The organism is Pseudomonas grimontii (assembly GCF_007858185.1).
Taxonomy (GTDB): domain Bacteria; phylum Pseudomonadota; class Gammaproteobacteria; order Pseudomonadales; family Pseudomonadaceae; genus Aquipseudomonas; species Aquipseudomonas grimontii.
Genome location: NZ_VFES01000010.1, coordinates 204,267 through 215,091 on the forward strand (window position 1 = coordinate 204,267; position 10,825 = coordinate 215,091).

Genomic DNA, 10,825 nt, shown 5'->3' on the forward strand with positions numbered 1-10,825 from the left:
GTCGCAAAAAATTCGCGGCTGAGGTCGTCGGTTTTTAAGGGTTGCGGATGTTAACCCCTCATTGGCAGGAATGCAAAGCCTCTGATCGAAAACCGCTAGTCGGGAGAGGGAGTGGCGACTATTATGCGCGCCTTCGAATTCAGCCTCTACAAGGCGCAAACCCATGCTAGTACTGGGACTTGAAACCTCCTGCGACGAAACCGGTGTCGCACTTTACGACAGTGAACGCGGGCTTTTGGCCGATGCACTGTTCAGTCAGATCGACTTGCATCGAGCCTATGGCGGTGTTGTGCCGGAGCTGGCCAGTCGTGATCACGTCAAACGGATGCTGCCGTTGATTCGCCAAGTGTTGGACGAGGCCGGTTGCGTGCCGACCGAGATCGATGCGATTGCCTATACGGCAGGGCCCGGATTGGTCGGAGCCCTTCTGGTTGGCGCCTCTTGCGCTCAGGCGCTGGCTTTTGCCTGGGATATTCCGGCCCTCGGCGTGCACCATATGGAAGGCCATTTACTGGCGCCGATGCTGGAAGAAAACCCGCCGCAGTTCCCGTTCGTCGCTTTGTTGGTTTCGGGCGGGCATACGCAGCTGGTTCAGGTCGACGGAATCGGTCAATACACGCTTTTGGGCGAGTCCTTGGACGACGCCGCCGGCGAAGCTTTCGACAAGACCGCGAAGATGATGGGCCTCAATTACCCGGGTGGTCCTGAAATCGCCCGCCTCGCCGAAAAAGGCGTGGTCGGCCGCTACACCTTCCCGCGCCCGATGTGCGATCGCCCTGGCCTGATGTTCAGCTTCAGCGGCTTGAAAACCTCCGCATTGAATACCTGGCAGCACAGCGTCAGCGCCGGGGACGACAGTGAGCAAGCCCGTTGCGACATCGCGCTGGCGTTCCAGCAGGCCGTGGTGGAGACTTTGACCATCAAGTGCAAGCGCGCCCTGAAACAGGCGGGCATGAAGCGCCTGGTGATCGCAGGCGGTGTCAGCGCCAACAAGGCATTGCGCAGCTCATTGGAGAAGATGCTCGGTGATATGAAGGGGGATGTGTTCTACGCCCGTCCTGAGTTCTGCACCGACAACGGCGCGATGATCGCCTATGCCGGTTGTCAGCGCCTGCAGGCGGGGCAGCACGAAAGCCTGGCGATCAGCGTGCAGGCGCGCTGGCCGATGGAGCAACTGCCGCCCTTGTAAATGCGCAACCTGAATCGGGCTCATTGACGGTATTTAAAAATGCCGTTCGCGCCCGGCAAACAGGTCGCGTAAATTGCCCCGGTGTCGCCAGACGATCAGCAGTGTCAGCACGCTCATCGGCAGCAGCGCCGCCGGCTCCTGCCAGGCCAGCAATGGCAGGGTGAGCGGCGTGGCGATCAGCGCAGCCAGCGAGCTGGTGCGGGTCAGGTAGAACGTCAGCAGCCAGGCGAGCACGGCCAGCAACGCTGCCGGCGGGTAGATTCCCAGCAGCATGCCGGCTGCCGTGGCGACACCTTTGCCACCGCGAAAGCGGAAGTACAGGGGAAACAAATGGCCGAGGACGGCGCACACGCCCACCCAGGCCTGCTGCTGCAGGGTCAGGCCGGCGAGGTTGGCGATCAGTACGGGCAGCAGGCCCTTGCATAGGTCGCCCAGCAGCGTCAGTACGGCGAGCTTCTTGCCGGCCAGGCGCAACATATTGGTGGCGCCGGCATTGCCGGAGCCACTCATTCGCGGGTCGGGATTTCCCGTCAGGCGGCTGAGCAAAATGGCGAAGGACAGCGAGCCGAGCAGGTAGGCGATAATCGCCAGTGACCAAAACATGCTAACTATTCCGGGCGAGGACGCCCTGATTCTAACGGGGCATCGCGCCCTTGTCGTGCTGCGGAGAAGAGCTTGGACAGAGTGTTTATCGAAGGCCTGGAAGTCGACACCGTGATTGGGGCCTACGACTGGGAGCGCGGGATCCGCCAATGCCTGCGCCTGGACCTGAGCTTCGAGTGGGATAACCGCCCGGCTGCGGCCGGTGACGACCTGACCCTGGCGCTGGATTACGCCAGCGTGTCCGCGCGTATCCAGACCTTTGCCGAACAGTCCCAGTACCAACTGGTGGAGACCTTTGCCGAGCGCCTGGCCGAAGTGCTGATGAGCGAGTTCCAGATTCCCTGGTTGCACCTCAAGCTGACCAAGCCCGGCGCAGTACCGGCTGCCAAGGGTGTGGGCGTGGAGATTGAGCGCGGATGTCGCTAACTCAGGTTTACCTTGGCCTCGGTAGCAATATCGAGCGCGAGTCCCATCTGTGCGCCGGGCTCGACGCGTTGGCGAGTTTTCTGACGGATATGCGCTGCTCGGCGGTGTTCGAAAGCCAGCCGGTGGGCATAAAAAGCGGGCCGTTCTTCAATCTGGTGGTGTCGGCCTATACCGACTTGCCGTTGATGGAGTTGGATCGCCGGCTGAAATTCATCGAAGCCGAAAACGGTCGCTATGCGCCGGACCGCAAAGGCTTGCCGCTGGATATCGACGTGCTGCTGTACGGCGAGTTGGTGGGTAACTTCGATGGTTTGATCTTGCCGCGGGCAGAGATCCTGAAAAATGCCTTTGTGTTGTGGCCGCTGTCGATGATGGCGCCGGATCGCTTGCACCCTGAGGCGGGCAAGACAATGGCTGCGCTGTGGCGTGATGCTCGGATTGATCAGGTGCTGGCGCCTGTCAGGTTTGAATGGCAGGGCCGGCAACTCACCCCGAACTCGCTCCTGTAGGAGCGAGCGTGCTCGCGAAAAAACTGAGAGCGCTGCGTTATCGTCGACGTTCTTCGCGAGCAAGCTCGGCTCCTACAAGGGCTTGTGTTGTTCCTTGTAGGCTTTGAGTGCCTTGAGCCGTTCATGCTTGAGCGCTTCGCCCAGCGCCGGTCCCTTGAATCCTTTCTCAAGCAGTGGCGCAACGGCAACCTCGCGCGCTGCTTTTGCTGCGCCACGCAAGTAATCCGCCTGTGGGTAACTTCTTTGCTCCAGCCCTTTGCGGCCCCGGGCATCCATTTCGCAGGCGACCACAAACTCCTCAAAGCGCTGTGGCCGACGATACACATCAAAACTTTGCAGCAACTCCAGCAGCGTCGAGGCTTTCAGCTCCAGCGCACGATGGCCGTGGGTGTGATACTGACCCACCAACAGCGCCAATTCCTGGCAATCCCTTGGCACTTTGAAGCGTTCATTGACGGCCTTGATCAGCTCCAAGCCTCGGTGCTCATGACCGATGTGCTGCGGTAACTTATCCACAGGCGTCAGACCTTTGCCCAGGTCATGCAGCAGGCAGGCCCAGCGCACCGTCAGTGGCTCTTTGTGCAAGGCGGCTTGTTCCAACACGCTCAATGTGTGCACGGCAGTATCTATTTCGGGGTGATGGGCCGCGGGTTGGGGCACGCCGAAGAGTGCGTCCACTTCCGGCATTAAGGTTTTCAACGCATTGCAGTCTCGAAGTACCTGGATAAACACCTGGGGCTGATCTTCCATCAGCGCCCGGGAGATCTCTTTCCAGCTACGCTCCGGCGTCAGGGCCTCCAATTCGCCGGACTCGCTGAGTTGACGCATCAGCTCCAGCGTCTCCGGCGCCACCGTGAAACCCAGGTGCGCATAGCGTGCGGCAAAGCGCGCAACACGCAACACTCGTAGGGGATCTTCGGCGAACGCGGGTGAAACATGGCGAAGTATGCGGGATTCCAGGTCGCGCTGGCCGTGATAAGGGTCGGTCAGGTTACCGTCATCGTCTTGCGCCATGGCGTTGATGGTCAGGTCGCGCCGGATCAGGTCTTCTTCCAGCGTAACCTCGGGGCTGGCGTGAAACACAAAACCACCGTAACCCCGGCCACTCTTGCGCTCGGTGCGGGCCAGGGCGTACTCATCGCCGTTTTTCGGGTCCAGAAACACCGGGAAGTCCGAACCCACTGGCTTGAAGCCCTTGGCGAGCATCTCTTCGGTACTCGCGCCGACGACCACGCGGTCGATATCGGTGACCTTGATGCCCAGCAAGCGGTCACGCACAGCGCCGCCGACTTTGTAGATTTTCATGAAAAAGCCTCCATTAGCGGCACAGGATACCGCCTGTGCCTGGCCAATGGAGGCTTTGCTGTTTCAGAGGTGAACGACGGCCAGGTCCAGGCGGCCGTAGTCATTGTCGTTGTGATCGTTGCGCGGTGGCACATGGTGGGTCTTCATCACTTGGTCGCCTTGCAGGGTTTCCAGGTGGATGTCGAAGCCCCAAAGCCGATGCAGGTGCTTGAGTACTTCCTCGGTGGATTCGCCGAGGGGTTTACGGTCGTGCTGCTGGTGGCGCAGGGTCAGCGAGCGGTCGCCGCGCACATCGATGCTGTAGATCTGTACGTTCGGCTCGCGGTTGCCCAGGTTGTATTGCGCCGCCAGGGTTTCACGGATGGTGCGGTAGCCGGGTTCATCGTGGATGGCCGGCACTACCAAATCGTCCTTGAGGTCATCATCCAGGATGCTGAACAGCTTGAGGTCGCGGATCACCTTGGGTGAGAGGTACTGCAGGATAAAGCTCTCATCCTTGAAGCTGCTCATGGCGAACTTGATGGTCGATAGCCAGTCACTGCCGGCGATTTCCGGGAACCAGTGGCGGTCCTCATCGGTGGGGTGTTCGCACATGCGCCGAATATCGCGGTACATGGCAAAACCCAGCGCATAAGGGTTGATCCCGCTGTAATACGGGCTGTCGAAGCCGGGTTGGAACACCACGCTGGTGTGGGACGTCAGGAACTCCATCATGAAGCCGTCGGTGACCAGGCCTTCGTCGTACAGGTCGTTCATCAGTGTGTAGTGCCAGAACGTTGCCCAGCCTTCGTTCATCACCTGGGTCTGGCGCTGTGGATAAAAGTACTGGGCGATCTTGCGTACGATACGCACGATTTCCCGTTGCCACGGCTCTAGCAGCGGTGCGTGCTTTTCCAGAAAATACAGGATGTTTTCCTGGGGTTCGGCGGGGAAGCGCGCGTTGTCCTTGTCGCTGTTCTTGCCGGCGCGTTTGGGAATGGTGCGCCACAGGTCGTTGATCTGCTTCTGCAGGTGCTCTTCGCGCTCCTTCTGGCGCAGGCGCTCTTCCTCGGCAGAAATAGGGTACGGGCGCTTGTAGCGGTCGACGCCATAGTTCATCAGGGCATGGCAGGAGTCGAGCAAGTCTTCCACGGCGTCGATACCGTGGCGCTCCTCGCACTGCATGATGTACTGCTTGGCGAACACCAGGTAGTCGATGATCGAACTGGCATCGGTCCAGGTGCGGAACAGGTAGTTGCCCTTGAAGAAGCTGTTGTGCCCATAACAGGCATGAGCCACCACCAGCGCCTGCATGCAGATGGTGTTTTCTTCCATGAGGTAGGCGATGCACGGGTCGGAGTTGATCACGATCTCGTAGGCCAGGCCCATCTGGCCGCGAGTGTAGGACTTTTCGGTACTGAGGAAGTGTTTGCCGTACGACCAGTGGTGGTAACCCAGGGGCATGCCGACGGAGGCATAGGCATCCATCATCTGTTCGGCCGTGATCACTTCGATCTGGTTGGGGTAGGTGTCCAGGGCATAACCCGCCGCGATGCGGCTGATTTCCCGGTCATAAGCCTGGATCAGTTCAAAGGTCCACTCGGAACCGGTGGAAATGGGTTGGCGCTTAGTCTCTTTTTTGGCGGTCATGTCACTAACCTGCGCTGGAAGAGTTCACGGAAGACCGGATAGATATCGCCGGCCGAGACCAGTTGCTGTTGGGCGAACGTGTCGGCAAAGGCTTCGCCGATGCGCTCGTATTCGAACCACAGGGCCTGGTGCTCACGGGGGGTGATTTCGACGTAAGTGTAGTACTGCACAAACGGCATGATGTGGTTGATCAGAATGTCGCGGCAGATCGGCGAATCGTCGTTCCAGTTGTCGCCGTCGGAGGCCTGGGCCGCGTAGATATTCCACTCGTTGGCCGGGTAACGCTCGGCCATGATCTCCTGCATCAGCTTCAAGGCGCTGGACACGATGGTGCCGCCGGTTTCCCTCGAGTAGAAGAACTCCTCCTCATCCACTTCCCGTGCGCTGGTGTGGTGGCGGATGAAGACCACGTCGATCTTGTCGTAGTTCCGCTTCAGAAACAGGTACAGCAGGATAAAGAAACGCTTGGCGATGTCCTTGGTCGCCTGGGTCATCGAGCCGGACACGTCCATCAGGCAAAACATCACGGCTTTGGAGCTGGGGTTGGGCTGCTTGACCAGCAGGTTGTACTTGAGGTCAAAGGTATCGAGGAACGGCACACGGTGGATGCGCGCGCTGAGTTTCTCTATTTCTGCCTCGATTTCCTGGATATCGCCGAAGTTATCCGGTTCTTCGCGCTTTAAGCGCGCCAACTCTTCCTTTGCCGTCCTCAATTTGGCGCGACTGCTGCCCGAGAGGGCAATGCGCCGCGCATGGGCCGAGCGCAACGTGCGGATGATGTTGATTCGAGAGGGGTTGCCTTCGTTGCTGATCCCCGCCCGTACGGTCTTGAAGGTATCGGTGCCGGTCAGGTTACGCTTGACCAGGTTGGGCAGTTCCAGGTCTTCGAACATGAACTCGAGGAATTCTTCCTGGGTGATCTGGAATACGAACTCGTCCATGCCTTCGCCGGAGTTGCCAGCCTTGCCTGGGCCTTTGCCGCCGCCACCGCCCTGCGGGCGCTGGATATGCTCGCCGGTGGTGAACTCTTTGTTGCCTGGGTGCACGACGGTCTGTTTGCCGCCCCGGCCATGGTGCAGCACCGGTTCGTCGATGTCGCGTCCGGGAATGCTGATTTGTTCGCCATGCTCCATGTCTGTGATGGAGCGGCGGCTGACGGCCTCTTCAACGGCCTTTTTGATGTGGTCACGATAACGCCGCAGGAAACGCTGGCGGTTTACCGTGCTCTTGTTCTTGCCATTGAGGCGTCGGTCGATCACATAGCTCATGGGGCCCCTCCGGGGAGCTTCAAGTCGTAAGCTGCAAGCGACAAGTAAAAGCCGATCGGCTTTTACTTGCACTTGTAGCTAGAAGCTTGCAGCTGCTTCTCTCACTGCGATTTCCGGACCCGTAGGTACCATTCCGAAAGAAGCCGTACCTGTTTGTCGGTGTAGCCGCGCTCGACCATTCGTGTGACGAAGTCGTTGTGTTTTTGCTGGTCCTCCTTGCTGGCCTTGGCATTGAAGCTGATGACCGGCAGCAGATCCTCGGTGTTGGAGAACATTTTCTTCTCGATAACCACCCGCAGCTTCTCGTAGCTGAGCCAGGTAGGGTTCTTGCCGTTGTTGTTGGCGCGGGCACGCAGCACGAAGTTGACGATCTCGTTGCGGAAATCCTTCGGATTGCTGATGCCAGCAGGTTTTTCGATTTTTTCCAGTTCCTCGTTGAGGGCTACGCGGTTGAGAATTTCGCCGGTTTCCGGATCGCGGTATTCCTGGTCCTGGATCCAGAAGTCCGCGTACAGCACGTAGCGGTCGAAGATGTTCTGGCCGTACTCGCTGTAGGACTCCAGGTAAGCGGTCTGGATTTCCTTGCCGATAAACTCGATGTAGCGCGGCGCGAGGTACTCCTTGAGGAAGCGCAGGTAGCGTTCGCGGGTTTCCGCCTGGAATTGTTCCTGCTCGATCTGCTGCTCCAGCACATACAGCAGGTGCACCGGGTTGGCGGCGATCTCATGAGGGTCGAAGTTGAAGACCTTGGACAGGATCTTGAACGCAAAGCGTGTCGACAGGCCGTTCATGCCTTCATCCACGCCTGCTGTGTCGCGATATTCCTGGATCGACTTGGCCTTGGGATCGGTGTCCTTGAGATTTTCGCCATCGTATACGCGCATCTTCGAATAGATATTCGAGTTTTCCGGCTCCTTGAGGCGCGACAGCACGGTGAACTGGGCGAGCATCTTCAGGGTGTCGGGTGCGCAGTGGGCCTTGGCCAGGGAGCTGTTGAACAGCAACTTGTCGTAGATCTTGATTTCATCGCTGACCCGCAGGCAGTAAGGCACCTTGACGATGTAGATCCTGTCGATGAAGGCTTCGTTGTTCTTGTTGTTGCGGAAGGTGTGCCATTCCGATTCGTTGGAGTGGGCCAGCAGGATCCCGGTGAACGGAATCGCGCCCAGGCCTTCGGTACTGTTGTAGTTGCCTTCCTGGGTTGCAGTGAGCAGTGGGTGCAGCACCTTGATCGGTGCCTTGAACATCTCCACGAACTCCATCAGGCCCTGGTTGGCCCGGCACAATGCGCCGGAGTAGCTGTAGGCGTCGGCGTCGTTCTGCGGGAATTCTTCCAGTTTGCGGATATCGACCTTGCCCACCAGCGCCGAAATGTCCTGGTTGTTCTCATCGCCCGGTTCGGTCTTGGCCACGCCGATCTGGTTGAGGATCGACGGGTAGAGTTTCACCACGCGGAACTGGCTGATGTCGCCGCCAAATTCGGCCAGGCGCTTGGTGGCCCAAGGCGACATGATGGTGTTGAGGTAGCGTCGTGGGATACCGAAGTCTTCTTCGAGGATCGCGCCATCTTCCGTGGCGTTGAACAGGCCCAGCGGCGACTCGAAGACTGGTGAGCCCTTGATGGCGTAGAAGGGCACCTTCTCGATCAGTTGCTTGAGTTTTTCTGCCAGGGACGATTTACCGCCGCCCACCGGGCCGAGCAGGTAGAGGATCTGTTTCTTCTCTTCCAGGCCTTGGGCGGCGTGGCGGAAGTAGGAGACGATCTGGTCAATGCATTCTTCCATCCCATGGAAGTCTTCAAAGGCCGGATAGCGGCGGATCACCTTGTTGGAAAATATTCGCGACAGGCGCGAATTATTGGCGGTTTCCACCAGCTCCGGCTCGCCAATCGCCAATAGCAGGCGTTCGGCGGCCGACGCGTAGGTGCTACGGTCCTGTTTGCACAGCTCAAGATACTCTTGCAGCGTGAGTTCTTCCTGCTGTGTGGATGCGAAGCGTTGTTGGAAGTGGCTAAAAATACTCATGACGTCGTCACCTCGCTCGATACGTGGAGCCGACGCCGGATCTATCAGTCGATGCTGGCAGTCATTGACGAACGCCAATGGCTGTTTTCCCCCCAGAACACCCTGAAACGCTACCGATGACCCGCACGCCGGTGTACCGGCTCTCCCCTGATTCGGATGGCCTGCGCTTAAGGATAGTTCGGAATCTGAGAGGGCAAGGCGCGATGCGCAATTAGTTTGGCTGCGCCGTTCGTCAGAAACGGCGCGAGCCCAAGCGTCACGCGGGGTAGCGGGGTGTGAAAAAAATTATTGCGAATCGCCGGAGGCAATTTCCGCAGGATACGTCGTACGCCACAGCTCAAACCCGCCGTCCAGGCTGTAGACGTCGGAGAAGCCCTGGCTGACCAGATAGGCGGCTGCGCTCTGGCTGGAGTTGCCGTGGTAGCAGGCCACGATCAGTGGTGCATCGAGGTCGGCGGCGCGGATGAAATCGGCGATGTTGACGTTGTCCAGATGCCGGGCGCCAGCGATGTGGGCGGCGGCGTAAGTAGGCTGGTCGCGGATATCGACCACCACTGCACCTTGCTCGCGCAGGGCCTGGGCTTGTTCGGGAGGGATACGTTTGAATTCGCTCATGGCGGGCTCCTATGGCTTGGCAGCAGCCGGCAGGGTAACGGGAAGAGTGGGTTGGCATTGGCAGCTGTGGCGCTCGCCAGTGTCGATGTTCATCAGCGTCATGGCGCCGCCCCACACGCAGCCGGTGTCGAGGGCAAACACGCCAGGTTCGTCGCACTTGCCTTCGAGGGCTGCCCAGTGACCAAAGATGATCCTGGTGTCGCGGGTCTTGCGTTCCTTGTGGGCAAACCACGGTTTGTAGCCGGGCAGCGCAGTGTCGGCGCCTTCCTTACTCTTGAGGTCCAGCTTGCCCTCGGCGGTGCAGAAGCGCATGCGCGTGAAATAGTTGGTAATCACCCGCAGGCGGGCGACGCCAGTGAGGTCGTTGTCCCATTTCACGGGATCGTTGCCATACATGCCGTCGAGGTAGGCGGTGTACAGGCTGTCATCGGCCAGGGCGTTTTCGACTTCGGCGGCGCACTTGAGGGCTTTTTTCAGCGTCCACTGCGGCGGGATACCGGCATGGACCAAGGCAATATCGCGGCTTTCGTCGTAATGCATGAGCTTCTGCCGACGCAGCCAGTCAAGCAGTTGTGCGCGATCTGGCGCTTCGAGGATTTCCCGCAGGGTGTCGCCCTTTTTCAGGCGCTCGATGTTATTGCCGGCCGCCAGCAGGTGCAGGTCATGGTTGCCCAGTACGCACACCAGGGAATCACGCACGCTATACAGGTAACGCAGCGTCTCCAGGGACTCGGGGCCGCGATTGACCAGGTCGCCTACCAGCCACAGGCGATCATTCGCCGGGTCGAAGGCTACCCGTTCAAGCAGGCACTTGAGGGGCTCCAGACAGCCTTGCAGGTCTCCGACCGCGTACGTTGCCATCAGTGCAGGGACCCCGGTACGGCGAGGCGGAAAGGCTTGATGATGGCGTCGAACAGTTTGCCGTCAGTGGCTTTCATCTGATACGAGCCTTGCATGGTGCCGACCTTGGAGGTCATTACCGTACCGCTGCTGTAAGTGTGGCTGGCGCCAATGTCGATCAACGGTTGTTGGCCGACAACGCCTGCGCCGCGAACTTCCTCGACCTGACCGTCACCATCGGTGATCACCCAGTGGCGTGACAGCAGCTTGGCCGGCACCTGCCCGTTGTTTTTCACCGTGATGGTGTAGGCAAAGGCGAAGCGGTTGTGTTCAGGTTGCGATTGGTCCGCCAGGAAGCGGGTGACGACGCTGACGTCGATCTGGTAGCGAGGATCGGACATGCAAGAGGCCTTAAAA

Annotated in this window: 11 protein-coding genes; 3 read left to right on the forward strand and 8 right to left on the reverse strand. The window is 59.3% G+C overall.

Annotated features, from left to right (window positions below):
- Nucleotides 1-163: 163 nt before the first annotated feature.
- Entirely contained in the window at nt 164-1,189 is a 1,026-nt protein-coding gene (tsaD, locus tag FIV39_RS17365) for a tRNA (adenosine(37)-N6)-threonylcarbamoyltransferase complex transferase subunit TsaD (RefSeq protein WP_090401800.1), read from the forward strand.
- A gap of 33 nt (nt 1,190-1,222) precedes the next feature.
- On the opposite strand, the gene plsY is transcribed toward tsaD, so the two are convergent.
- Complete coding sequence (gene plsY, locus FIV39_RS17370; protein ID WP_090401801.1) at nt 1,223-1,792, reverse strand: glycerol-3-phosphate 1-O-acyltransferase PlsY; 570 nt, start codon at nt 1,790-1,792, stop codon at nt 1,223-1,225.
- Nucleotides 1,793-1,864: 72 nt separating this feature from the next.
- Between plsY and folB the strand changes: the two genes are divergently transcribed.
- Together folB and folK are read left to right on the forward strand one after the other, a co-directional pair.
- Nucleotides 1,865-2,218 carry a dihydroneopterin aldolase gene (gene folB, locus FIV39_RS17375; RefSeq protein WP_090401802.1) on the forward strand — a complete coding sequence of 118 codons (354 nt, stop codon included), beginning with the start codon at nt 1,865-1,867 and terminating at the stop codon, nt 2,216-2,218.
- Nucleotides 2,209-2,727 (forward strand): 2-amino-4-hydroxy-6-hydroxymethyldihydropteridine diphosphokinase, encoded by a 519-nt coding sequence (gene folK, locus FIV39_RS17380; RefSeq protein ID WP_090401803.1) that lies wholly within the window; start codon nt 2,209-2,211, stop codon nt 2,725-2,727. The genes folB and folK overlap by 10 nt, the downstream gene beginning before the upstream one ends.
- Before the next feature lie 72 nt (nt 2,728-2,799).
- On the opposite strand, the gene FIV39_RS17385 is transcribed toward folK, so the two are convergent.
- The 7 genes from FIV39_RS17385 to apaG all read right to left on the reverse strand — a co-directional run bounded on the left by FIV39_RS17385 (nt 2,800) and on the right by apaG (nt 10,809).
- Entirely contained in the window at nt 2,800-4,032 is a 1,233-nt protein-coding gene (locus tag FIV39_RS17385) for a multifunctional CCA addition/repair protein (protein ID WP_090401804.1), read from the reverse strand.
- 63 nt (nt 4,033-4,095) lie between these two features.
- Complete coding sequence (locus FIV39_RS17390; RefSeq protein WP_090401805.1) at nt 4,096-5,661, reverse strand: SpoVR family protein; 1,566 nt, start codon at nt 5,659-5,661, stop codon at nt 4,096-4,098.
- Nucleotides 5,658-6,929, reverse strand: a complete 1,272-nt coding sequence (locus tag FIV39_RS17395; RefSeq protein WP_065925392.1) for a YeaH/YhbH family protein — start codon at nt 6,927-6,929, stop codon at nt 5,658-5,660. Before FIV39_RS17395 ends, FIV39_RS17390 begins: the two co-directional genes overlap by 4 nt.
- Nucleotides 6,930-7,030: 101 nt before the next feature.
- The gene (locus FIV39_RS17400) at nt 7,031-8,953 is read right to left on the reverse strand and encodes a PrkA family serine protein kinase (protein WP_003194732.1); all 1,923 of its coding nucleotides are present in this window, start codon (nt 8,951-8,953) and stop codon (nt 7,031-7,033) included.
- A gap of 285 nt (nt 8,954-9,238) precedes the next feature.
- Complete coding sequence (glpE, locus tag FIV39_RS17405) at nt 9,239-9,568, reverse strand: thiosulfate sulfurtransferase GlpE (protein WP_090401806.1); 330 nt, start codon at nt 9,566-9,568, stop codon at nt 9,239-9,241.
- 9 nt (nt 9,569-9,577) lie between these two features.
- Nucleotides 9,578-10,429 carry a symmetrical bis(5'-nucleosyl)-tetraphosphatase gene (locus FIV39_RS17410; protein WP_090401807.1) on the reverse strand — a complete coding sequence of 284 codons (852 nt, stop codon included), beginning with the start codon at nt 10,427-10,429 and terminating at the stop codon, nt 9,578-9,580.
- The gene (apaG, locus tag FIV39_RS17415; protein ID WP_090401808.1) at nt 10,429-10,809 is read right to left on the reverse strand and encodes a Co2+/Mg2+ efflux protein ApaG; all 381 of its coding nucleotides are present in this window, start codon (nt 10,807-10,809) and stop codon (nt 10,429-10,431) included. The genes FIV39_RS17410 and apaG overlap by 1 nt, the downstream gene beginning before the upstream one ends.
- Between the last annotated feature and the right edge of the window lie 16 nt (nt 10,810-10,825).

Excerpts from the sequence above, each read along its gene's own strand:
- plsY (WP_090401801.1), bottom strand. The coding sequence starts at position 1,792 with ATGTTTTGGTCACTGGCGATTATCGCCTACCTGCTCGGCTCGCTGTCC.
- FIV39_RS17395 (WP_065925392.1), bottom strand. The coding sequence starts at position 6,929 with ATGAGCTATGTGATCGACCGACGCCTCAATGGCAAGAACAAGAGCACG.
- FIV39_RS17410 (WP_090401807.1), bottom strand. The coding sequence starts at position 10,429 with ATGGCAACGTACGCGGTCGGAGACCTGCAAGGCTGTCTGGAGCCCCTC.
- folK (WP_090401803.1), top strand. The coding sequence starts at position 2,209 with ATGTCGCTAACTCAGGTTTACCTTGGCCTCGGTAGCAATATCGAGCGC.
- apaG (WP_090401808.1), bottom strand. The coding sequence starts at position 10,809 with ATGTCCGATCCTCGCTACCAGATCGACGTCAGCGTCGTCACCCGCTTC.
- glpE (WP_090401806.1), bottom strand. The coding sequence starts at position 9,568 with ATGAGCGAATTCAAACGTATCCCTCCCGAACAAGCCCAGGCCCTGCGC.
- tsaD (WP_090401800.1), top strand. The coding sequence starts at position 164 with ATGCTAGTACTGGGACTTGAAACCTCCTGCGACGAAACCGGTGTCGCA.
- FIV39_RS17385 (WP_090401804.1), bottom strand. The coding sequence starts at position 4,032 with ATGAAAATCTACAAAGTCGGCGGCGCTGTGCGTGACCGCTTGCTGGGC.
- FIV39_RS17400 (WP_003194732.1), bottom strand. The coding sequence starts at position 8,953 with ATGAGTATTTTTAGCCACTTCCAACAACGCTTCGCATCCACACAGCAG.
- FIV39_RS17390 (WP_090401805.1), bottom strand. The coding sequence starts at position 5,661 with ATGACCGCCAAAAAAGAGACTAAGCGCCAACCCATTTCCACCGGTTCC.